Source organism: Halovenus carboxidivorans, assembly GCF_009831575.1.
Taxonomy (GTDB): Archaea; Halobacteriota; Halobacteria; order Halobacteriales; family Haloarculaceae; genus Halovenus; species Halovenus carboxidivorans.
In genome coordinates, this window is record NZ_WUUT01000001.1 from 998,784 (window position 1) to 1,021,077 (window position 22,294).

Consider the following 22,294-nt stretch of genomic DNA (forward strand, 5'->3'; position numbering starts at 1 on the left):
CTGAAACGTATCCGTACTCTCCTCCCGGCAGTTCTTCAGGTAGTAACGAAACCAGCGACTCGATGCGTTGTGGAAAACGAGGAGATGACTACCGAACGCGGGGATTACTCCGGCCCGGAGCGCTCGAACTCGTCGGGACCGAGACCGAACTCCTCGGGACCGGCCGGGACCTCTCCCCGCATCCCGTTGATGTGCTGGTCCATCTCGCCGTCGCCGCTGCCGCCACAGCCGCCGCAGCCACGGCCGGAGTCACCGAACAGGTCCTCGTTCCACTCGATGACCTCGGGGTCGTCCGGCACCCAGTCCGGATCGACATCCAGCCGGTCGATCTCCGTTTCGACCACTACGGCGAGCAGGTTCGCGACGGCGGCGTAGAAGCCGCCGTCCTGCTTGTTGACCTCTTCGGCGAACCGCCAGTACCACCGGCCGAGGTGCTCCTCGACGAAGGCCCGGCGTGCGCCGACGACGATTTCGATTCCCTCGTCGTCGCCGCGCCGCTTGAGTTCGGCCTCCCGGAGCGCGAGATCACTCAGGAACTCCGTCTGGAAGATGACGTGATCTTTCCTGTCGTTCTCGCCGTCCGCGATGGTGAGATCGAAGGCCTTGTAGAAGCCCGCGATGTCGGCCAGTTCGCGCGTCGCGGTCATCAGCGGTCCGGGCAGGTAGGTGAGTTCGTACGGCGAGACGGTGACGCCTTCCTCGATACCGAACAACGACCCCCACTGGCCGTATAGCTCGTCGCCCTCGGAGTCGGCGGCGACGTCTGCGACCTGCTCGGCGGCCCGCGTGAGGTCCGGATCGTCGAGCCCTCCGGCGGCGTCGAGCAGTTCGGGACCGAACTCGTCGGCGCTGAGCATCGCCGTGAGCTGATCGCCGGGTCGGTCCAGCGCCAGCGAACACAGCGAGTACAGCCGCGCTCGGTCGACGGCGTTCTCGGGGGCGGCCTCGTAGGTCGGCACCCCGGTAAGCTCCGACTCCTCGCTCGCCTCTGGACCGGGCCGCTGCGTCGGCGTGCCGGATCCTAAGATGTTTCCCATATCTCTCACCTCACGTGATGTCGAGTCGGTAGACGTCCTCTTGTTCGTCGTAGCGCTTGCGGTCGGTCTGTGGCTCCTCGATCGGCACGCGGCCGACCTCGTCGCCCTCGTAGTAGCCGACGGCCTCGTCGCCCTCGATCTTGAAGCCGGTCAGCGACCACTCGGTGCTGCCCTGCAGGTGCAGCAGCGCCTGGATCTCCGGCTCCTCGCCGTTGCGGGCGGCCTGGTAGGTCTCGATGGCCTCCTCGACGCCCGGGCCGAACATCTGGGTCAGGTAATCGACCGGCGCCGTGATCGGCGGGATGTAGTAGATGTTCGGCTCGGTGCCGAACTGCGGGTACAGCGGCTTGGCCAGCCCTTTCTCGTGGACGAGGAAGTCGATGGGGTTGACAATCTCCTCGTTGGGGTCGCCCACGTCGGCGTCGTCCGGGTGGTTGATGTAGCCGTGCATCCGGATCTTGCCCAGGCAGTTCTCGAAGCACTGCGGGACCTTCCCCTCCTCGATCTTGGGGTAACAGCCGACACACTTCTGGGAGACGCCCTCCTTGGGGTTGAGGATCGCCTTCTTGTACGGACAGGCTTCGTTACACTGCGTCGAGGCCTGACAGTTCTCCTGGTCGATGAGGACGATGCCGTCCTCCTGGCGCTTGTAGATGGCCTGGACCGGACACGACCCCGCACACGCCGCGTACGTGCAGTGGTTGCAGATCCGCGGCAGGTAGAAGAACCAGATCGGATGGGTGTCGTCGTCGAAGTGCATATCGCCGGTCATCTCCTCACCTGCGGGCTCGTCCTCTCCGAGGTTCGGGTACCGCCAGTCGTTATCACCCGGCATGAACCCCGCGAGGTTGTCCGCGGAGCTGCTGAAGTTGTTGGTCGGATGGTTCTCCGGGTTCTCCCAGTCGGTCCCTTTGGCCTCGAAGATCGTATCGCCCTGGTAGGTGCCGTCCTCGTCCCACTCGGCTTCGCCGAGTTCGTTCAGCAGACGGCCGTCCCAGCCGACGGGGTGGGAGCCGTAGGGTTTGGTCTCGACGTTGTTCCAGAACATGTGCTCCTGGCCCTCCCCGTGGGTCCAGGTGGTCTTACAGGCCAGGGTACAGGTCTGGCATTCGATACACTTGTTCAGGTCGAAGACGCCAGCCCACTGGTTGTCCGGCCGGGCGTCCTCGTAAGGATATTCCATCTCGCGGTTCAGGTGCCAGTTTTCGACTTTGGGCATTGTTAGTCACCTCGGGTGTTGATGTAGCCGCCGTCAATGTAGCGCAGCATGGCGTCGTTCTCGTAGCCCGGTCGCATGCTGAGGACGTCCGAGAAGTGGTCGTCGGGCCGCCAGCGGCCCTCGCCGTCCGCTGCGCCGTCTTCCGCCTTCTCGATTTTGACGAACGATTCCTTCGGCGCCCCGTTTGCGGCGTGAACGTCGGCCTCGAAGCCTTCGTCCAGGTTCTGTCCGAACTGATCTTTCCGGGGCATCGTGTCGGTCAGCCACGTACGGCGCAGCCACGTCGTCGTCATCGACTGGTGGCCGCCCTGGCGGTACAGCGAGACGTAGCCGGTCCGGTCGTTTTTGGCCCACTCGCTGTCGTCGTCCTGCTGGGCCTCGTAGGTGGTGTGGCTGGTCTGGTTGAGGTTCATCCAGCTACGCGTGACGCCGCGCGGAATTGAGGGCTGATGGCGCACCCGCATCATCGCGCGAGTGTAATGGTCCTCGTCGTCTTTCTCCGCGCCGGGGTACGGCCGGTCGCTCGGGTCCGCGTCGACCCACACGTAGTCGCCATCTTCGAAGCCTTCGTCACGGGCGTCCTGTGGGTTCATCTCGATGTAGCCCTCGCCGATGTACGGCTTGCGGTCATCCTCTGGATCCATGTCGCCGTAGTTACCCCACCAGACCGCGATGTTCGGCAGGGCGTTGGCGAAGGTGTGGGCGCCGTGGCGGTACTTCGGCGTCATGTAGATGTAATCGTAGCCGTCCTCGACGTCCATCAGCGGGTGGGTAGTATCCGTGAGTTCACTGGGTGAGTAGACGACGTTGCGGACCTGTCGGTCGCTGGTGTCCCGCGCCACTGCGTCGCTGTCCCAGCCGCGGTCCTCCGGTGTGTCGGGATCGATCACCGGGCTATCGCTGTTGTCGACGAGGACGTTCGGTTCATACGGGGTCGCGTCCATCGGCTCCCGGTGCAGCGGAAGATTCTCGCCCGCCTCGGCGAACTCCTGCTCTTCGCGGAAGAACTCCAGGCGCCCGGTTTTGGTGTACCACGGTCGGTCGTCCTGAGTCTGCTCGTTGCCGATGTGTTTCGGATACGTCTGTGTCATCGTCATGCCGGGCGTGCCCTCGCGGGCTTTCTCCAGCAGATCCTCAATATCGTACCCTTTGACGCTGTTCGAGTTGTCGATGATCCGCTGGATGTACGGTTTGGCCCGGTACTCGTCTTCGTCGATGAACGCCCAGTAGTCCTCGAAGCGGCTGTCGCCGGTGATTTCGGCGAGCTTCTGGGCGACACCCTTGTAGTGTTGGGTGTCGTTGCGGGTGTTGTAGATCCGGCTATCCAGTTCCGTCTCCGGCATCACGTTGACGAAGGGGTTCGTCGGTGAGGCCGTGATGTCGTGGACGTGGTTCTCAGCCCAGGAGTCGACGGGGAAGACGATGTCGGAGTACTCACACGTCATCGTCCACCACCACTCGTTGCAGAAGAACGCTTCTATTTTACCTTCACGGAGCGCCTTCTCGATGATCTTGTAGGCACCTTTCGCGTTCCCGAGAATCGAGTTCGACCCTGACACCCAGATCGACTTCGTCGGCGTGTGCATGTGACTGTCGCCCTGGAAGTACTCGCCGTCGACTTTCAGCGGCTTGTCCAGGTTGGTATAGAAGTGTGCCGACTGCATGTCGTAGCGCCGGTCGACGTCGACGTGGGATTCTGGATCGAGTTCGATGTTGAAGGGATTCTCCTGGATGTACTGCGGGAGGCCGTTGAACAGCGCTGCCCGGTAATTGCCGGAGTAGCTGCCAACGTTGCCGGACTGGTAACCGACGTTTCTGGTCAGACTGGCGAGTAGGAAGATCGCCCGGTCCTTGTTGTCGGAGTTGGCGTGGTGGTTCGGCCCCATCCCGGTGAGGATCAGCGTCTCCTGCTTGTTGGCCGCGATGTCCTCGGCGAGGTTGACGACCGACTGCGGATCGGAGCCGGTGACCTCCGCCGTCGACTCGGGATCCCAGGTCTCGTCGAGGTGTTCTTTGATGAGGTCGAAGACGGGCCGGACCTCGACGGTCTCGCCGCTGGCGAGTTCGACCTCGAAACTGCCTTCGAGGGTGGCAGTCACGTCGAAGTCGTCGCCGACGTCGTCGCGGCTGATCGCCTCGAACTCGCCGGTCTCGTCGTTGCGGACGACAAAGTCACCCCACTCGCGACGGTGCTCTTCGGTGATGATCTGCGTGTCAAGATCCGTCACGTCCGCGCCGGGGCGCTGTTCGTCGCTTTCGACAGTGTCGGTCTTCGCAAGATCTTCGTGTTCGTAGTTCTCGAAGAGGTCGCTGGCCCGCAGGAACTTCTTGTCGTCGACCCGGACGAGCAGCGGGAGGTCCGTGTGTTTCTGGACGTACTCCTCGTCGTAGAGTTCGCGGTCGATGACCTCCCGAGCAGCCCCGAGAAAGAGCGCGCCGTCGGTCGCCGGCCGGACGTTGATGAACTCGTCACATTTCGTCGACGTGGCGTTGTAGTCAGTATAGATCCCGGTGATCTTCGAGCCTTTCAGACGGGCCTCGGTCAGCCAGTGCGAGTCCGCCATCTTCGTACAGATCCAGTTGAGACCCGCGAGCACGATGTGATCGGCGTAGTCGGCGTTGATCAGGTCGAAGTCGACGGTCTGCTGGCCGGTGACCATCGTGTGGCCCGGCGGCAGGTCGGTGTGGAACGAGTAGTTATCGAGGCCGACTGCGCCGAGGGCCTCATCCTCGCTCACGTCTCGGACGTGGTTATCCAAAAGCGCCATCGAGTTGGCGTTGCGGTACTGGCCGAACAGTTTCGTCACACCAAGCAGGGGCATGCCGCCGCGGAACTTCATCGTCCGGACGCCGGCGCCCTGGGTCTCCTCGACGACGCGTTCGTCGTAGTCCTGTTCGAGGAGACTCTGCATCCCCGACTCGCCGCTGTAGTGTTCGGCGAGTTCGGCGAAGGTCCGCGCGGCGAGGTCGTAGGCCGTATCGAAATCGACTTCGACCCAGTCGTCGTCGCCGCGGTTGGCGTACTCCTGGGGCATCGATCCGTCGTCGTCGCGGGGGAAGCCCTCTTCGACCCACTGTTTGAACCCTTTGCGGACCATGGGCTGTTTGACCCGCCGTTCGCCGTAGAACCGTTCGATCATGGCCAGCCCCTTCTGACAGACCCGTGGGTCCCAGCGGTCCGAGACCTGATTGCCGTAGAGGTCCTCGGCCTCGCCGTAGTTCATCGACGGGCCGAGACGGGTGACTTCCCCGTTTTTCACGTTGGCCTGCAGATAACAGTTGTGCGTGTCGTTGGGTGTGCAGGTCAACATGAACTTGTTGTCGACCTCGTAGTGGTTCCGATACAGCGACTCCCAGTCGCGGTTGGGGTGTTCTGCGAGCGGGTTCCGGACGTCCGCGAGGGGGTCGCCTTCGTCGCCGCCGTCGGAACTCGACCCGCCACCCTCGTCCTCACGGGAGAAGCGCCGATAGCCGAGGTAACCCAACCCGACGGAGGTCGCAGTACTCGCCGCACCGCCGAGGATCTCACGTCTGGAGAACGGAAGCACACCGTCGTCTCCCTCACTATCAGACATAGAGATACCACCTCCCATCGGCCGAACTGCTGTACTCGATCCGGGGTGCCTGTTCGGTAGTCATATCGGTTACAGCAGTTCGTTTGACCCCTCTATATGAAGACCTGTATTTGATTCCCGCCCCTTGAGAAGGGGGTCGGAATTTGCCCAAATATCGGGGTGGATTAAAATAGGGGAGTGTTTGCAACTGGTGGAGAACTGTTCCCAGCCGATGGAGAACCGTTTTCAGATGGATGAGAACGCCCTGAAATCGACAGAAGAGAGTGCTCGGGGCGTTCTACTCCCCGGAAACGTCGACAGTCAGCACCGGTACCGGCGATTGCGTGACGACCTTCTGGGACGTACTGCCGAGGATGTTCTCGGTGTAGTCGTCGCCCTGCGTGCCCATCGTGATCACATCTATGCCCGCCGTCTCGGCGTAGTCGACGATCTCCTCGGCCGGCCGCCCCCGCCGAATCGAGGTGACAGTCTCCAGTCCCGCGGTCTCGGTCTCCTCGGTGACGGCGTCCAGCGCCTGTTCGCCCTCCGCCTGCATCTCCGCCAGCACCTCGTCTTTCATCTCGTCGTCCAGTGTCAGAAAGGCCTGATCGTCGATGACGTACAGGACGTGTACCGTCGCGTCCCGTCTCGTCGCGATGTCCGTGGTGTGATCGAGGACCGACATCACCGAGTCGCTCCCGTCCGTCGGCACGAGAATATCGTCGTACATACGTGTCGGTACCTCCGGTGGCTACACACGCCTTTCGGTTTGCGACGGCCAGCGCGGTCGATCCCGGTGGAGTGGGAACGCGCGCAGCCGCTTTTGCCGTTGCCCGTCGACGATCCAGTATGTACGAGCGTATCCTCCACCCGACCGACGGGAGCACCGGAACGGCACACGTCACGCTCCAGGCGATCGATCTCGCGAAACAGTACGACGCCACGGTCTACGCGCTACACGTCGTCGATTCAGATGTCACCTCGCTGCTGACGGACGTCGGACGTGACCGTGCCGCCCTCGACGAACGAGGGCAGAAGGCGGTCCGGAGCGTCGAACGGATGTGTGATGCGCACGGCGTCGACGCCGAGACAGCGGTACTCGACGGCGACCCCGCGGAGACGATTCTGGAGTACGCCGACGAGATCGAGGCTGATCTCATCGTCTCCGGAACGCACGGCCGGTCGGGCGTCAGACGGCAGGTGCTCGGCAGTGTGGCCGAGCGACTCGTCCGCCACGCCACGGTCCCGGTCATGACCGTGCGACTCCCCGAGACCGACGTGACCGTCGAGGACGGCGAGCACGCGGAGTCCCTCGCCCGCGAGGCGCTCGCGGACGCCGGATACGACGCCGAGATCACCGACGTGACCCGCCAACTGACCGTGTGGGTGATCCACGCCCGGGCCGACGGCCGAGAGCTTCTCGTCTACCTCGATCCGGAGACCCAGCGGACCAGCGTCATCGACTGAGCCGTCCCGACGCCCGGACCTCGGTCTGCTGGGAATCACCCCACCCACTCTTGTCCGGTGCTCGCGTACCGAGCGGTATGAGCATTCTCGTCGCCTACGATGGCTCGGACCAGTCGGAGTACGCCCTACAGACGGCGGTCGACTCGTTTCCCGACCAGCCACTGTTGCTCGTGTACGTCGTCAAACCCGTCGGCAACTACACCGATGCGGCCGGCTACACTCGGGCACAGTACCGCCAGGAGTTCGACCGCGCGGAGTCGATGCTGGAGACGGCAAGCGAGTCGATCCCGGCGGATCGCCCGGTCGAACACGTCGTCCGCCACGGTCGGCCGGCCCACGAGATACTGCGCGTCGCTGCCGACCGCGGGGTCGACCACGTCGTCGTCGGCAGTCGCGGCCGGGACGGAGCGAAACGTCTCCTGCTCGGCAGCGTGGCGGAGGCGGTCGCCAGGCGGGCGTCAGTGCCGGTCACCGTCGTCCGTCACCCTCCCGCGGGTGGCAGTCCGGAGCGCGTGCTCGTGCCGTTCGACGGCTCGGACCCCGCGACGGCGGCGCTGGAGTACGCTCTCGGTCAGTATCCCGACGCCGAGATCACGGTCGTCTACGCGGTGTATCCGCCGCCGGAAGTGACCGGAGCCGACGACGACCCCGTCTCCGGGTCGCTCGAAAACTGGGTCGACCGGCTCGACGAACACACGACCGATCTGCTCGAACAGGCAGAGAGCCGGGCGGCCCGCCCGATCGATGTCGAAACGGTCAGCGGCGATCCCGCGCCCGCGATCGTCGACTACGCCGAGACGGCCGCGGTCGATCACATCGTGATCGGCAGTCACGGCCGCGACGGTCTCTCCCGGCTCATCATGGGTAGCGTGGCGGAGACCGTCGTCCGTCGAGCACCGACATCGGTGACCGTCGTGAGAGAGTCGGACGACTAACGAGGCTCTCGGTCCGGCAAAAACCCGACGTTGCGGGTCGGCCGGTGGCCCGTCAGGTCAGGCCTCGATCCAGATCGTCTCCATCCCGCAGTGCGGGCACTCCCGGAGCGTCTTGAGCGGGTCGTCACCGGCCGGAACGTCCTCCTTGTCCACCGTTGCGACCGCCGTGTCGCCGCAGACGACACACTCGAATTCGACGTTCACGTCCCGAAGTAAGCCAGTCGGACTCAATATATCTGACTCACGGCCGCGGCTGCCGGAGGTCAGTTTCCGTAGGAATGTGCTCGGTCGGGGATTTGAACCCCGGTCTTCGGCTCGAAAGGCCAAAATGATTGGCCGGACTACACCAACCGAGCGTACACTCTTCAGTCGGGGGTAGTGGATAATAAACCCTGCCTTTCTCCCCGGAAACGACAGCCGTTGCCACGGGTTAGATCTCTCTTTGAGTCACCAGATTGTATATCAGTGATACTTCCGACGGTATAGCTGTATGCAACGCAACACGACCGCAGTCGGAGTGGCCGTGACAGTAGCACTGCTCGTCGTCGGCGTCGGTGCCGTCGCCGCATTCAGCGGCACGACGGGCGTGGCCGCACAGGAGTCGCCCGACGAGGCGACGAACGCGACCGACGACACCGAGCGAACGATTCGCGTTACCGCGACGGGGGAGGCCGAAGCCGAACCCGACCAGGCCGTGGTCCGTGTCGCGGTGACGGCAGAAGGGGAGACTGTCGGAACGGTCCGTGACGCCCTCGCGAACGGCAGCGAGGAGTTGACGGCTGCACTCGACGAACTCGGCGTCGAGTACGAGACGACGGAGTACGACATCCGGCAGCCGCGCCGCCCCAGAGGCGAACAACAGCAGGTGCCCGCGTACGCGGGAACACACGCGTTCGAGATCACCGTGGACGACCCCGACGCCGCCGGTGAGGTGGTCGATGTCGCTGCCGGTGCCGGCGCGGAAATCCGCGGCATCTCGCTGACGCTGTCCGACCAGCGCCGCGAACAACTTCGGGAGACGGCTATCGAGAACGCGATTCAGGACGCCCGCAGTCAGGCCGAGACGATTGCCGGCGAGAGCGGGTTGAACGTCACCAGCCCGACGGCTATCGACGCCGCACAGCGTAGCTACCGTCCCATCGAACTCGACCGGGCGCAGGCCGAAGACGCCGGGGGTGGCGGCCCGCCGACGAGCATCGCTCCCGGGTCGGTGTCGGTCAGCTACACCGTCGACGTGACGTACGGTGCCGTGCGGGACTGATCGGGAACAGCTGAACCGGAAAAACCGTCCAGTGCGGCCGTTATTTGCCCTCGAACTCGGGCTCTTCGTCGCTCTGGATCTTCGTGACGCCTTCCATCACGTCGTCCGTGGCGATGAGATGGCCGAAGGCGAAGGCCTCGGTTTCGAGACCGGCCTCGGTGTCGTCACGGCCGGCGTGCATCGCCTTCTTCGTGTACTCCATCGCCAGCGGCGGGCCGGCGGCGAGGTCGGCGGCGAGTTCGACCGCGTCCTCCTCGAAACTGTCCTTGTCGGTGAGGCGGTTGACGAATCCCCACTCGTGCATCGTCTCGGCCTCGTAGCGCTCGGCCGTGAAGATGACCTCCTTCGCGCGGCTCTCGCCGATGTGGTTTTTGAGTCGCTGCGTACCGCCCCACCCCGGCAGGAGACCGAGGTTGAACTCCGGCTGGCCGAGTTCGGAGCGCTCGGTGGCGATTCGGAGATCCGCGCAGGCGGCCAGTTCCATCCCGCCGCCGAGCGCGAAGCCGTCGATTCCCGCGACCGTCGGCACCGAGGCGTCTTCGAGTTTGGCCCACGTCTCCTGGCCCTTCCGGGAGAGTTCGATGGCGTCGATGGGGTTGGCCGAGCCGGCCATACTCATCGCGTCCGCGCCCGCGCTGAACGCGCGGTCGCCCGCGCCCGTGACGAGAATCGCACGCACGTCCTCGTCGTCGTCGAGCATATCGACGGCCTCGCCGAACTCGTCGAGCATCTCGGGGTTGACCGTGTTGAGCTGGTGAGGGCGGTCGAGTACGATCTGGCCGACCATCTCCGTCGGGTACTCGACGCGGATGGTCTCGAACTCCACCGCGTCGTCTTCCTCGTCGGCTCCGTAGAAGCCGCCCTCCTCGGCGGCGTCGCGAAGTCCGTCACTGACCTCGTAGCGGGTCGCGTCACTGCTCTCCTGTAGCTCTTCGAGCGTCGCGATAGCGTCGTCCAGCCCTTCCTCGTCACAGAGTTTCGCGGGGCCTTTCGGGAAGCCAGCGCCGAGGGTCACCGCCTCGTCGATGTCTTCCGGCGGCGCGACGTCTTTCTGGATCAGTTTGCCGGTCTCGTTTGCGAGCACCGCGTACAGACGGTCGAGCACGTCCTCGCGGACCTGATCGGCCGGAACGTCCGCGCCCTCGCCGTCCTCGTAGTCGTAAAAGCCCTTCCCGGTCTTCTTGCCGAGGTGGTCGTTCTCGACGGTCTCCGCCAGCAGCGGACACGGCTCGTAGGCCGCACCGAGCACCTCGTGCATGTATTCGAGCACGTGGTAGGTCACGTCGTTGCCGACCTGATCGCCCAGCTCGAAGGCCCCCATCGGCAGCCCCATGCCGTACTTCGTCGAGGAGTCGACCTCCGCGATGGTCGCAACGTCCTCCTCGACGATCCAACAGGCCTCGTTCATCAGCGGAACGAGAATGGAATTCACGATGAAGCCGGGTTCGTCCTTGCGGACGCGGACGGGCGTCTTGCCCATGTCCGCCGCGAGATCCTCGATGAGATCCATCGTCTCGTCGCTGGTGTGTTCGCCGCGGATGACCTCGACGAGATCCATCCGAACCGGCGGGTTGAAGAAGTGCATCCCGCAGAACCGCTCGGGGCGGTCGGTCAACTCCGAGAGGTCGGTAATCGACAGCGAGGAGGTGTTCGAGGTGAACACCGTGTGTTCGGGGGCGTACTCGACGACCTCCTCGTAGACATCGGCCTTGATGTCCATGTTCTCCGGCGCCGCTTCGATGACGACATCGCTTCCCTCCATCGCCTCCTCGATGTCGACCAGCGGGGTGACGTTCTCCTTTGCGGCCTCGGCCTCCTCCTCGGTGATGCGTTCGTTCTCGGCCAGTTTGTCGAGCGACCACGTGATCTGCTCGTAGCCGTCCTCGACGAACTCCTCTTTGATGTCGCGCATCTTCACCGAATAGCCCGACAGTGCCGCTACCTCGGCGATCCCGTGACCCATCGTCCCGGCACCGAGAACCGTGATCGTGTCGACGTCTGCAAGTTCCATGGTTACACCTCGTATACTCCCGCGGACGTGGCTTCAACGTTGTCTTTCGTCGCTGTACAAACAGAAAATCCGTTCACTGCCGTTTTTCGCACCCGGGAACCCGCGTCGGCCGTACGGTGTACCACAACCCGGTGAGTGCGGCGGTACCGTACGACAACTCGCCGCCCGTTCACAACCGTGTAAAAACCGTTATACGTATCCAGTCGATCCAAAGCGTGTATGGAGTTTGGACTTACACAGGAGCAGGAGCAGATCCGCGAGGAAGTGCGCAAGTTCGCAGAGAACGAGGTGAAGCCGGTCGCATCGGAGTACGACCGCGAGGAGAAGTATCCCCACGAAGTCGTCGACAAGGCCGCCGAGATGGGGCTGCTCGGCGCTCGCATCCCGATCGAGTACGGCGGTGCCGGCTACTCGACGCTCGAATCGATGATCATCAGCGAGGAACTGTTCGCCGCCGACCCCGGTATCGCACTCTGTCTGGTCTCCACCTCCTTCGGGACGGAGAACATCACGGAGTTCGGCACCGAAGAGCAGAAAGAGCGCTTCCTCGAACCGGTCGCCCGCGGCGAGATGATCTCCGGCGCGGCGATCAGCGAACCACACGCCGGCTCTGACGTGTCCTCGATTTCGACCAGCGCCGAGAAAGACGGCGACGAGTGGGTCATCAACGGCAACAAGATGTGGATCACCAACGGGACCGTCGCAGACTACGTCGTCGCGCTGTGTGAGACCGATCCCGACGCCCAGGGCCGGTACAACGGTTTCAGCCAGATCATCATCGAGACCGACCGCGACGGATTCGAGGCCGAGAAGATCACGGGCAAACTGGGTATTCGCGCCTCTGACACGGCCGAGTTGATCTTCGACGACGTGCGCGTGCCCGAAGAGAATCTGGTCGGCACGCGGGGCGCTGGCTTCCTCCAGCAGATGCAGTTCTTCGACGCTACCCGAACGGGTGTCGCGGCACAGGGCGTCGGCATCGCCCGCGGGGCCGCCGAGCGCGCCCTGGAGTACGCCGAGGAACGCGAGCAGTTCGGCCAACCGATCGGGGAGTTCCAGGCGATCCAGCACAAACTCTCAGACATGTTCACGAAAATCGAGGCCGCACGCCTGCTGACGCTGAAATCCGCCTGGGCCGTCGAGAACGACTCCGACGCCAACCTCACGAAACTCGCCTCAATGGCCAAAGAATACGGCTCCCGCGTCGCCGTCGACGTGGCAAACGAGGCGCTGCAGATCCACGGCGGGGCCGGTTACGTCGACGACTTCGACGTCGAGCGGTTCTACCGCGACGCCAAGATCACCCAGATCTACGAGGGCACCACCGAGATCCAGAAGAACATCATCGCCCGCGAACTGCAGGGCAAAGGAATGGCCTGACGGTCGGCACCGAGCGGATCCGCTCCGTTCTTGGCAGTTCTGTTCTCTTCTCTCGACTCGTGTCCGCCGCGGGTACTTAAACTACCTCGAAGTTGCGGGAGGCAACACATCCCTCTGGACCGACAAACACCAGTTGCCGGGCGTTGACCATGCCAGATACCGTCCGGCATGCTGGGGACTCACGTCTGGCCGCCTTGCCACCAACAGTCCGGGTAACCCGTTCTCCCGGTCTTTTTCGCTTTCTCGTCTCTCCGTTAGAGCCGTCGCCTGATCGACGCGACGAGTACGGAGAGGATGCTCTCGCTCTCGTCGCCCTCGGGACGGCGCGCGTCGTCGGAGTCGTCGGAGTCGACGGACAGGCCGGTCACCAGCGGGTCGGGCGTCGGCCCGTCGTCGTTGGGGCTTTCGCGGGCCAGTTCTTCGGGCTCTCGCCCCCGCGAGTCCGTCGTGTCGTAGTTGAGAATCACGTTCGAGCAGCTCGTACACTGAAAATAGATGTTTCCGCCGACATCGCTGCCGTACCGCCGGTATGTCTCGTGGTCGCAGTCGTCGTCGCCCCCGATGCTCACCCCCTCTGTCGGAATCTCCTCGCGGTTGAACTCCTCGAAGCCCATACGACCGCGTAGGGCTGTGCCAGTTTCAAGCTTGTGTCCCGCGAGGCGATACGCTCAAACCGCTCAAGCGGCTATCCCCGGTAATGACCGTTACCGTCGAACTGGCCGGCGAAGGGAGCCACGAGGTCGACGCCGCCGGCAAGACGTACGCGGACCTGCTCGCCCCGTTCGACGTGAGCAAACACGAGGTGTCGGTGCTCGTCGACGGCCGGCCCGTTCCGGAGGACCAGGCCGTCGACAGCGACGTGGAGCGAGTCGAGGTCGTCAGACTGATCCAGGGCGGATAGATGCGCGTCCGGGAGGCGGCACCGCCGGAGTACACGGAACTGCTGAGTATTCTCGACGCCGCGGCGCTGCGAACCGACAGCGACCGGATCCGCGCGGCAATCGACCGGGGAGCGGTTCTCGTCGCCCTCCCGGACCGTCCGGACGGGACCGACGCTCCGATACTCGGGACGCTCGTCCTCGACGGGGCGACGATCAGGGCGATTGCCGTTCGCCCGGGTCGACGCGGCCAGGGAGTCGGACGGGCGCTCGTCGCCCACGCACAGCAGTCCAGTCAGCGTCTGATCGCGGAGTGTGATCCCGGTGTCCGGCCGTTCTGGGAGGCCGTCGGCTTCACGATCACCGACGAGAGCGGCGGTCGGTTGACCGGGGAGTGGACCGCCTGATCAGTCGAGGTGCGGGCGAAGTAGCGTCTCGCCGGCGTCGAGTAACTCCTCGACCCGGCGCTGGGAGTCCGCCTCGGCGTAGACGCGCAGTTTCGGCTCGGTTCCGGACGGCCGAATCAACACCCAACTGTCGTCGTCGAGTCGGATCTTGAACCCGTCGACGGTCTGTATTTCCGCGACCGCACGGTCCGCAACGCGGTCGGGGACAGTCCCTTCCAGGCTGTCGATGACGGCGGCCTTTCGCTCGTCCGGGCAGTCGAGGCTCCGGCGGTCCTGTACAATCGTCCCGTGGCGCTCCAGCAGCGCGTCGATCCGGTCGTCGATGGGCCGTTCGGCGTGGGCCGCCGAGAGGACCAGCGCCAACAGCACACCGTCCTTGTTCGGGAGGTGACTGCCGATTCCGTAGCCGCCGCTCTCCTCGCCGCCGGCGAGGGCGTCGTGTTCCACCATCGCCTCGGCGACCCACTTGAATCCGACCGCCGTCTCGTGGACGCTCTGGCCAGCCTTCCGGGCCACCCGGTCGACGAGACTACTCGTCGAAACCGTCCGGACGACGTCGCCGGCTTCCGTCTCGTGATCGAGCAGGTACTCGTACAGTACGGTCAACAACACGTTGGGGTCGACAAAGCCCCGTTCGGGCGTGATAACTCCGAGGCGATCGGCGTCGCCGTCGTTGATCAGGCCGAGCGAGACCGCTCCCTCGTCGACGAGGGTGGTCAGTTCCTCGGCGCGTTCGGCCACCGGTTCCGGCGGACCCCCGCCGAAGGTCGGGTCGCGCTCGCATCGGAACCGGGTGAGATCCGCACCGGCGCGTTCGAGCAGTTCGTCCGTCACGCCCCGACCGCTGCCGTGCATCGCGTCGTAGCCGATCCGCAGACCGTCGAGGTCGGCGTCGACGAACGACTGCGCGTGATCTGCGTACGCGTCAGTGAACGTCGCTTCGCTCGTCTCGCCGGCGGCGTCCTGCGGCGGCGCTCTCCCAGTAAGTCGCCGTTCGAGTTCGTCGGTCACGTTCGGGCGGGCGGGGGTGCCGTCACCGAGGATGTACTTCACGCCGTTGTACTCCGGGGGATTGTGCGACGCGGTGACCATCAGACCGCCGACGTACGATCCCGTCCTGACGGTCCAGGCCAGCACGGGCGTCGGACAATCGCGCTCGCTCAGCGTTACGTCTCGGCCGCTCGCCGTGACGGCGGCGGCGAGTTGTTCGGCGGCCTCGCGGGAGTTCTCTCGGCCGTCGTACCCGACCGCGACGGGACCGGACCGGTCTGCGGCGTCGAGAAACGCGGCGACTGCGACCCCGATTGCCCGCACGCGTGACATCGTGAACTCCTCGCCGGCGGCTCGCCAGCCGTCAGTGCCGAACTCGATTGCCTCGCTGGGATCGTCACTCTCCATACTCGTCTCTGCTGTGGCGTTGCACATAAAACACGGGCGAACACAGCGGCGGTCAACACGGCCGCCGACTGTGGACGTCTCGCACCGTATCGCTCCCGTCCGCAGGAAACGGATCGTACCAGCCAGGTGGGGTCCGCGGGATCGATACGCTCACACCTCTTGGGCGCGCTCTCTCGCCGCCTCGGCGATTCCAGCGTTCGCCGAACAACTCGGGCATGCCCGAATCCGTCCGTACTCGTCAGCGAACACTCGGGCAAACCGGTCTGAGACGTGCGCGCCGCAATGGTCACACTGTGGCATCGTATACATACCGGCCTACGCCGGCGTTCAACTGTTGTGGAGGTATACAAATAGAGGTGGTACCTTACTATGTTAAACTGGTCCCAGTAAGATTTATTCTTCCTCCGGTATCCCGGTTCTGTCACTCCCGCGCACCGTCGAGCTGTCGGGCGATGAGCCCCGCCTGGACGCCCGCTGTAAATCCGGCGTCGATATTGACTACTGACAGGGCAGTACAGGACTGTAACAGTCCGGATAGCGCCGCTTCACCCTCGCCGCCGTGGCCGTATCCGGTCGAGATCGGGAGTCCGATGATCGGTACGTCGACGAGTCCGGCGAGGACGGTCGGCAGGGCACCTTCCCGTCCGGCCGCGACGATGAGTACGTCCTGTTCGCGCAACCGTGGCACCTGGTCGAGCATCCGGTCGAGCGACGCGACACCGATGTCCTCGACCCGTTCGACAGTCGCGCCCATCTCTCGGAGGATAGTCGCCGCCTCTCCGGCGGGCATCGCGTCGGACGTGCCGGCGGTGACGACCCCGACCGTCGCGTCGAGATCCGGACGGTCGAACTCCGATTCGTGTACGACGACCGTCTGTGCTCGCTCGTCGACTGTGATCGTCATCTCCGGATCGCTGGCGTATTGCTCCTCCAGTGCTGCCGTCGTCGTCGCCGTCGCGCGAGTGACGATGGCCCGTCCGGTCCCGGCGAGGCTCGTTTCGACGAGCATCTGGATCTCCTCGGTGGTCTTTCCGGCCGCGAGAATCACTTCGGGGACGCCCGCCCGCTTCGCCCGCGCCGTGTCGAACCGGCCGGCGTCGCTGGTGACGTACCCGCGCAGTTCCGATTCCGCGGCCGCCGGCGACAGGTCTCCGTCGGCGACCGCTTCGAGCAGTTCGCGCATACCGGAACAAGCGGAGCCGGATACTCGTCGCTGTCGGTTGGGCCCTCGGCAGAAATCACCGGCGAAACGGCCCGCACAGGCGGCGAAACCGGAGAGAAACGGGAAAGCTTATAAACGATCCTCGAAAAAGCTCGCCTGTATGGCAGACCTAATTGTCAAAGCCGCCGTGAAAGAAGAGCTCGACGACATGAACGTAGCATCGGACTTCTACAGTGCCCTCGACGACGAGGTCGAGGAACTGCTCGAAGACGCCGCGCGACGCGCGGAAGCAAACGACCGCAAGACGGTCCAGCCGCGCGACCTGTAAGGCGATTTCCCCGTCTGGGGAACTTTATTCTGTCCGGTGAACCACGCCGTCAGCCGTTCCTATGTAGATCTCGTCGGCGAGACCGACGAACAGGCCGTGCTCGACGACGCCCGGTAGCTGTGAGAGTTGCCGTGCGAGCGCCGCAGGCTCCTCGATCTCCCCGAACGAACAGTCGACGACCAGGTTGCCGTTGTCCGTCACGACGGGGCCGTCCTTCCGCTCGGCGCTCCGGAGTGTCGGTTCCCCGCCGAGGTCTCCGAGCCGTCGGCTCACGGTCGGTCGCGCGTCGGGCAAGACCTCGACCGGAACCGGATGGTCCAACGTCTCGGTTTCCTTCGTCGGGTCGGCGACGATGAGCAGTCGGTCGGCGGCGCTATCGACGACCTTCTCGCGTGCGTGCGCTGCGCCCCCTCCTTTGATCAGCGTCGTCCCGGCGATCTGGTCCGCCCCGTCGATTGCGATATCGGGCGTCGCGTCTTCGAGGGTCACCAGCGGAATCCCCGCCTCCCGGGCGCGCTGGCGCGACTGGTAGGAGGTCGCAATTCCGGTGATCTCCAGCCCGTCGTCGACTCGCTCACCCAGTTTGTCGATTGCAAACCCGGCGGTACTGCCCGTCCCGAGGCCGACGACCATCCCCGAGGAGACGGCCGTGACGGCACGCTCGGCGGCCCGTCGTTTCTGCTGGTCGGTCCCACCGCGTTTCATACCCGCTTGTCTCCGCCCGCTGTGATAAAATCTTCCGGGACGAACGAGTTCGTAACGTATATTTGTCCCACTGAGTTACGTGCAGGTGCGTGTCCGGGCTGGGGTAATGGTATCCTTTGGGCTTGTGGTGCCCAAGACGCGGGTTCGATTCCCGCGCCCGGACCTTCTCCTGGGAAATCGAGACCGAACATCGTGAGGTCTCGAATGCGAATGGTGAAAGCGTGAGCAGCGTGAGGACTAAAAGTCCGCCGCAAGGGAAATGAACTTTAGAACTCCTGCTCTCGCACTGAAGGAAGTGAGTGAGCCAGACCGTCATGCTTGTGAAGTGACACTACTCGGTTCCGGATTACTCCAAGTACCCGAGATCGCGGAGCTGAGACCGCATGTTGTCCGTGAGTTGGCTCTCCTCTGTACTCTCGACGCGCTGGCCGTCTGTTTCGAGCCACTCGTCGACCATCTCCTGGAACTCAGCAGTCGTCTCTGGATGGTCAGCGCTCACGTCAGTTTCCTCATCTGGCGGGACGAGCAACTCGCTCCGATCCTCACTCGTCTGAAACCGGTACTCGTGAGTCCGGTAGGAGGTGAGCAATCCGGAGTGGTACCGATCCGTGTCGAAGTCCGGATTTCGTTCGAGGTACACCTCGAAATCTTCTGGACCACGTTGGCTGATGGCTCCCTCGCGAGTCTGTTGCCGGAGGTCAACACCGTGGAACGTGTCGGTATCACCGCCGGCCTGTGTGACCAGCGTGGTCATGAGATCGACATGTTGAACGATGTCGTCTGTGGCGCCCCCAATCTCGTCGAACCCGTGGACGATCAGGGGAACATGCGTAACGGGATCGGTGAGGACGACGCGATGTGCAAGCAGGCCGTGTTCACCGAATAGTTCACCGTGGTCAGCGGTAACGACGAAGATCACGTCGCGGTCCATTGACTGCACGTAGTCGAACAGCCGGCCGATACACTCGTCGGTATATCGTATCTCGGCGTCGTACATCGCGTGTAGCGCGGCGACTTCGCGTTCAGTGAGGTCGGCACAGCTGTTTGCCATGATATCGTCCGCCTCCCGGTGGACACGCATCGCTATCTCGGCGGCCTCTTTCGGCGTCGCATCTATCTCCGCTGTATACTCCTCCATGTACGGTAGCGGAGGGTAGTACGGTCGGTGCGGTTCGTTGTAGTGGAAATAGGTGAAAAACGGCTGGTCGTCGCTCGCAAACTCGTCTAGCCAGCGTTTCGCGATGTCGTTCATCAGAAACGGTGTCGCGTGTTTCGCCGGGTCGGCCGTAAATCCAGCAGAGTGTCGACGGAGGTTCACTCCCCACTTCAGAAGTGTGCGGTTCGGGATCTCGCTGAGAAAAGAAGAACTGCTGATCCACTTGAACCGGTCGAATCCACGATCCAGTCCCGTTCCCGAACTGACGTAGGAGTTCCGGGAGAGACACGCCGTCAGGTAGCCGGTCTCTCCGAGCAGTTCGGGGACCGTCGGGAGTGCGTCAGGAACGACCTCGTTGCCGCTCCCGATGCCGTGTTTGGAGGGTTGCGTGCCCGTCAGAATCGATGCAGAGGAGACGGGTGTGCCGTTTCCGGAAGCGTAACAGTTCAAGAAGTAGGACCCACCGTCGTCGTTGACGATCTGTTCGAGATTTGGGGTCGTGTCGCGCCGATATCCGCTCATCGAGACGTGGTCGGCACGGACGCTGTCGAGAGTCACCCAGACGATATCGGGTTGACTAACCATACCCGTGAACTAATGGCCACCGGAGAAATTCTTTCCGAAGGTGACATCCTCGCCCGCCGTGATCAGGGTGACGACGAAGACGCCGCGAGCAGACGGCAAGATTCTCTCGCTATTTTAAGCTGAGGATGGGACAGCTACCGAAGGCCTTAATAAAAGCGGTGTGATTCCTCGAATTAGTATGGATACTGACGGTCTCGCCGGCGGCAGTTCACCTTTCCCCGGGGGCACTTCCGCTCTGACCGGACTTACGGTTGTAGTTGTCGCGTTCGGACTGTTGTTGACAATTTTCGACATACTGAAAAAGACCGTCTTCCGTGATGCGAGTTGGAACTACACGTACCAGCACTGGAACTTCGTGTACGACCCGATTGCACTGGGCGCACTCGTCGTGGTACTGGCCGTAATCGTTCTCACTGTCCCCCGATGGATGGACCTCTCTCCCCGCCAGTTCGCCGTCGGACTGTTCCTGACGAGCGTTTTGGTGTTCGCGCTGGGACTGTTCGCCTTGCCTCTGGAGTTGACGCGTGCACTCGACCTGGACAAGCGGGGACTGTTCAACGGGGCAGTGTATCTCGTCGAACGAGGACCGGTCGACTTTCTCAGTTCATTCAATACGCTCCCACAGACAGCGCCAGAGAACGAAGACCTCTATATCTGGCCGTTCGATATCACTCAGGATGACGCTGCGGCAAACGCGTTCGCCGAGTGGATGGGCGGTTTGGAGTGGGTGCCGTTCAACGAAGTGTTCGCGGAGTACGTTGGTGAGTACACCACCCAGAAACACGGGCCGGTATCGGTGCTGTTCATCGCACCGTTTGTCCTCCTGTTCGGGAAGTCGACGGCGGCCGCCCTCGTTGGAGGCGTCGTCATCGCCTGTCTCATCCCTGTCGTCGGGTACTACACGTTCAGGCTGTACTTCGAGGAAGGGCTGAGCCGCCTCGGCGCGGTGATGGTCGCTATCGCTCCGGGCCTGTTCATCTGGACACGTCACGCCTCGCCGGTCCCCTACGACATCGTTACCGCCCTCCTCGTCGCCTGCACTCTCTACGCCTTCCTGAAGGGCATCAAGACCGGCCGTCGTCGGTATCTCGTCGCGACGGGGATATTCCTCTCGCTGGCTGCGATGACGAAACTCACCGGACTGTTGGTACTGCTCCCGATGGCGATCATCTTGATCCGAGAGGCTGGTGGACTGAAGGAGTACGTCCGTCAATCGGGGATTATCGCGGGATCGTGGTTCGCCTTCCCGTTGACGTTTCTGGCTGCGGGATACAATTTCGCCGCACAGTTACTGTACACCGCGTACAAGACCACGTTGTACAATATGCAGAGCGGCGGTGGCGGACGTCCAGAGGGGAGTCCTGCCGATGCGCTCAACAACGACCTCGTCGGACTCGTCGGAACGCTGTACAACGGTCGCTGGATGAATCCCGTGTTACTCGTCCTCGTGGCAGCGTTCGTCGGGTACCTGCTGTATTCCAGAGGCAACGTGAAGAAAGATCACCATTTCGTCAGTGCGGCGCTGTTGACCGCATTTCTTCCGTTCGGCGTCTGGGTGCTGTTCGCATCTGGGACGTTCTCGCGTCACACTATCGTTCTTGTCATTCCGCTCGCGTTTATCGCATTATCTGGACTCTCGACAGTTCTCGACAATCCCGGACGAATCCCAGACACTCGTCTGGAAATATTTTATCGACTCGCAGTAATTGTCGCTGGGTTACAGCTTCTCATTAATATCTAACCAGGGACGTATAGAACGTCCACAATCCGGAGGTTTTTGACCGTCGGTGGGTACGCCTACGTATGGTCCGTGATGAGAGGTACAGGCAAAATCATGATGGAATACTTCAGAGGCTAAACGAAACCGCGATTCCGAAATATCTCCGGAAGGTGGCCACAGCGTTGGGCGTCGAGCCCCATCTCGATGTTCTCTTCCACAGTCCTCTCCGGTCAAGAGCCTGGTTCGACTGCTACGGGGGTGCTGCAGTCGACCAGTTCGGAAACCCCCTGCCTTGGATGCCATATTCAGTGATCGATTTCCTCTCTGAGAGAGTTGGTAAGGAGCTACGAGTATTCGAATACGGGAGCGGGAACTCCACCCGGTGGTGGTCCAGCCACGTCGGGGAGGTCGTTTGCGTAGAGGACGACGAATACTGGTACGACGAAGTTTCCGCGACACTGCCTGCGAACACCGAGATACGGTACGAGACTGGTGATGCGTACGTCGATCAAATTTGCGAACACGACCCGTTCGATGTCATCTCTATCGACGGATCGAAGAGAGTGGAGTGTGCCAAGAGAGCGGTTGACAACCTCGCTGAGGACGGTGTCATCGTCTTCGACGATACTTTCAACAAGGACTACCGGGAGGGGATCGAATATCTCAAGGAGAGGGGGTTTCGAGAGATATTCTTCCAAGGGATGGGTCCGGTGACATCGAATTTACAACGGACATCAATCTTTTACCGGGATAAAAATTGCTTCGGAATATAATCCGACAACAATACGGACAGTAAGCGTCGTCCGGACGGGAGAAGACCCTCTGCCGACGGACCAGAAATCCTAAACAGGGCCGTTTCGTTCACTCAAACAATGGCTGGTGACGGAGATGACACGACGGTCACGCTTGGCTCCGACATCTATGCCCGTGTGGAAAAACGGGCTGACCAAAGTGAGTTCGACGACGTTTCCGAGTACGTGGAGTACGTCCTCGATTCGTTGCTCACCGAACTAGAGGGACAGTCCGAGTCAGCCGAAGACGACGAGGAGGTCAGAGAGCGACTGCGCGAACTCGGCTACCTGGAGTGAGGA

22 protein-coding genes and 2 tRNA genes are annotated in these 22,294 nt (G+C 62.9%); 11 read left to right on the plus strand and 13 right to left on the minus strand.

What is annotated here, in order from left to right:
* Positions 1 to 104: 104 nt before the first annotated feature.
* The 4 genes from GRX03_RS05025 to GRX03_RS05040 all read right to left on the minus strand — a co-directional run bounded on the left by GRX03_RS05025 (position 105) and on the right by GRX03_RS05040 (position 6,540).
* Positions 105 to 1,037 carry a TorD/DmsD family molecular chaperone gene (locus GRX03_RS05025; RefSeq protein WP_159763053.1) on the minus strand — a complete coding sequence of 311 codons (933 nt, stop codon included), beginning with the start codon at positions 1,035 to 1,037 and terminating at the stop codon, positions 105 to 107.
* Between the two features lie 10 nt (positions 1,038 to 1,047).
* Entirely contained in the window at positions 1,048 to 2,256 is a 1,209-nt protein-coding gene (locus GRX03_RS05030; protein WP_159763054.1) for a 4Fe-4S dicluster domain-containing protein, read from the minus strand.
* A gap of 2 nt (positions 2,257 to 2,258) precedes the next feature.
* Positions 2,259 to 5,831, minus strand: a complete 3,573-nt coding sequence (locus GRX03_RS05035) for a molybdopterin-dependent oxidoreductase (RefSeq protein ID WP_159763055.1) — start codon at positions 5,829 to 5,831, stop codon at positions 2,259 to 2,261.
* A 277-nt stretch (positions 5,832 to 6,108) separates the two neighbouring features.
* A complete protein-coding gene (locus GRX03_RS05040) occupies positions 6,109 to 6,540 on the minus strand; it encodes a universal stress protein (protein ID WP_159763056.1) in 432 nt (143 codons plus the stop codon).
* A gap of 119 nt (positions 6,541 to 6,659) precedes the next feature.
* On the opposite strand from GRX03_RS05040, the gene GRX03_RS05045 reads away from it, so the two are divergent.
* On the plus strand, positions 6,660 to 7,277 hold the full coding sequence (locus GRX03_RS05045; protein ID WP_159763057.1) for a universal stress protein: 618 nt from the start codon (positions 6,660 to 6,662) through the stop codon (positions 7,275 to 7,277).
* Between the two features lie 77 nt (positions 7,278 to 7,354).
* Positions 7,355 to 8,212 carry a universal stress protein gene (locus tag GRX03_RS16725; RefSeq protein ID WP_159763058.1) on the plus strand — a complete coding sequence of 286 codons (858 nt, stop codon included), beginning with the start codon at positions 7,355 to 7,357 and terminating at the stop codon, positions 8,210 to 8,212.
* Between the two features lie 57 nt (positions 8,213 to 8,269).
* Here the strand turns inward: GRX03_RS16725 and GRX03_RS05055 are convergent, their stop codons facing one another.
* Together GRX03_RS05055 and GRX03_RS05060 are read right to left on the minus strand one after the other, a co-directional pair.
* Positions 8,270 to 8,416, minus strand: a complete 147-nt coding sequence (locus GRX03_RS05055; protein WP_159763059.1) for a hypothetical protein — start codon at positions 8,414 to 8,416, stop codon at positions 8,270 to 8,272.
* A 77-nt stretch (positions 8,417 to 8,493) separates the two neighbouring features.
* A tRNA-Glu gene (locus GRX03_RS05060) sits at positions 8,494 to 8,568 on the minus strand.
* Between the two features lie 134 nt (positions 8,569 to 8,702).
* Between GRX03_RS05060 and GRX03_RS05065 the strand changes: the two genes are divergently transcribed.
* The gene (locus GRX03_RS05065; protein ID WP_159763060.1) at positions 8,703 to 9,473 is read left to right on the plus strand and encodes an SIMPL domain-containing protein; all 771 of its coding nucleotides are present in this window, start codon (positions 8,703 to 8,705) and stop codon (positions 9,471 to 9,473) included.
* Between the two features lie 40 nt (positions 9,474 to 9,513).
* Here GRX03_RS05065 and GRX03_RS05070 read toward each other — a convergent pair whose 3' ends face one another.
* The gene (locus GRX03_RS05070; protein WP_159763061.1) at positions 9,514 to 11,484 is read right to left on the minus strand and encodes a 3-hydroxyacyl-CoA dehydrogenase/enoyl-CoA hydratase family protein; all 1,971 of its coding nucleotides are present in this window, start codon (positions 11,482 to 11,484) and stop codon (positions 9,514 to 9,516) included.
* A 219-nt stretch (positions 11,485 to 11,703) separates the two neighbouring features.
* On the opposite strand from GRX03_RS05070, the gene GRX03_RS05075 reads away from it, so the two are divergent.
* Positions 11,704 to 12,864 carry an acyl-CoA dehydrogenase family protein gene (locus GRX03_RS05075; RefSeq protein WP_159763062.1) on the plus strand — a complete coding sequence of 387 codons (1,161 nt, stop codon included), beginning with the start codon at positions 11,704 to 11,706 and terminating at the stop codon, positions 12,862 to 12,864.
* Positions 12,865 to 13,118: 254 nt separating this feature from the next.
* Here GRX03_RS05075 and GRX03_RS05080 read toward each other — a convergent pair whose 3' ends face one another.
* A complete protein-coding gene (locus GRX03_RS05080) occupies positions 13,119 to 13,478 on the minus strand; it encodes a hypothetical protein (RefSeq protein WP_159763063.1) in 360 nt (119 codons plus the stop codon).
* 83 nt (positions 13,479 to 13,561) lie between these two features.
* Between GRX03_RS05080 and samp2 the strand changes: the two genes are divergently transcribed.
* Positions 13,562 to 13,765, plus strand: coding sequence for a ubiquitin-like small modifier protein SAMP2 (gene samp2 / locus GRX03_RS05085; RefSeq protein WP_159763064.1), 204 nt, complete (start codon positions 13,562 to 13,564; stop codon positions 13,763 to 13,765).
* Complete coding sequence (locus GRX03_RS05090) at positions 13,766 to 14,149, plus strand: GNAT family N-acetyltransferase (protein WP_159763065.1); 384 nt, start codon at positions 13,766 to 13,768, stop codon at positions 14,147 to 14,149.
* On the opposite strand, the gene GRX03_RS05095 is transcribed toward GRX03_RS05090, so the two are convergent.
* The 3 genes from GRX03_RS05095 to larB all read right to left on the minus strand — a co-directional run bounded on the left by GRX03_RS05095 (position 14,150) and on the right by larB (position 16,730).
* Positions 14,150 to 15,547, minus strand: coding sequence for a phosphoglucomutase/phosphomannomutase family protein (locus tag GRX03_RS05095; protein ID WP_159763066.1), 1,398 nt, complete (start codon positions 15,545 to 15,547; stop codon positions 14,150 to 14,152). It lies immediately after the preceding gene.
* Between the two features lie 150 nt (positions 15,548 to 15,697).
* Positions 15,698 to 15,847, minus strand: coding sequence for a DUF7563 family protein (locus tag GRX03_RS17125; protein ID WP_449271932.1), 150 nt, complete (start codon positions 15,845 to 15,847; stop codon positions 15,698 to 15,700).
* A 121-nt stretch (positions 15,848 to 15,968) separates the two neighbouring features.
* Complete coding sequence (gene larB / locus GRX03_RS05100) at positions 15,969 to 16,730, minus strand: nickel pincer cofactor biosynthesis protein LarB (protein WP_159763067.1); 762 nt, start codon at positions 16,728 to 16,730, stop codon at positions 15,969 to 15,971.
* Positions 16,731 to 16,869: 139 nt separating this feature from the next.
* On the opposite strand from larB, the gene GRX03_RS05105 reads away from it, so the two are divergent.
* Positions 16,870 to 17,037: a DUF1931 domain-containing protein gene (locus tag GRX03_RS05105; RefSeq protein WP_159763068.1), complete on the plus strand. Its 168-nt coding sequence runs from the start codon at positions 16,870 to 16,872 to the stop codon at positions 17,035 to 17,037.
* Positions 17,038 to 17,061: 24 nt separating this feature from the next.
* Here GRX03_RS05105 and rpiA read toward each other — a convergent pair whose 3' ends face one another.
* Positions 17,062 to 17,742, minus strand: a complete 681-nt coding sequence (rpiA, locus tag GRX03_RS05110; RefSeq protein WP_159763069.1) for a ribose-5-phosphate isomerase RpiA — start codon at positions 17,740 to 17,742, stop codon at positions 17,062 to 17,064.
* Between the two features lie 92 nt (positions 17,743 to 17,834).
* Here rpiA and GRX03_RS05115 point away from each other — a divergent pair.
* Positions 17,835 to 17,905, plus strand: a tRNA-His gene (locus tag GRX03_RS05115).
* 183 nt (positions 17,906 to 18,088) lie between these two features.
* Here GRX03_RS05115 and GRX03_RS05120 read toward each other — a convergent pair.
* Positions 18,089 to 19,483 (minus strand): sulfatase, encoded by a 1,395-nt coding sequence (locus GRX03_RS05120; RefSeq protein WP_159763070.1) that lies wholly within the window; start codon positions 19,481 to 19,483, stop codon positions 18,089 to 18,091.
* Between the two features lie 277 nt (positions 19,484 to 19,760).
* On the opposite strand from GRX03_RS05120, the gene GRX03_RS05125 reads away from it, so the two are divergent.
* The 3 genes from GRX03_RS05125 to GRX03_RS05135 all read left to right on the plus strand — a co-directional run bounded on the left by GRX03_RS05125 (position 19,761) and on the right by GRX03_RS05135 (position 22,291).
* A complete protein-coding gene (locus GRX03_RS05125) occupies positions 19,761 to 21,224 on the plus strand; it encodes an ArnT family glycosyltransferase (protein WP_159763071.1) in 1,464 nt (487 codons plus the stop codon).
* A gap of 62 nt (positions 21,225 to 21,286) precedes the next feature.
* Positions 21,287 to 21,976 (plus strand): class I SAM-dependent methyltransferase, encoded by a 690-nt coding sequence (locus tag GRX03_RS05130; RefSeq protein ID WP_159763072.1) that lies wholly within the window; start codon positions 21,287 to 21,289, stop codon positions 21,974 to 21,976.
* A 99-nt stretch (positions 21,977 to 22,075) separates the two neighbouring features.
* Positions 22,076 to 22,291 carry a CopG family transcriptional regulator gene (locus GRX03_RS05135; RefSeq protein WP_159763073.1) on the plus strand — a complete coding sequence of 72 codons (216 nt, stop codon included), beginning with the start codon at positions 22,076 to 22,078 and terminating at the stop codon, positions 22,289 to 22,291.
* Positions 22,292 to 22,294: the final 3 nt, after the last annotated feature.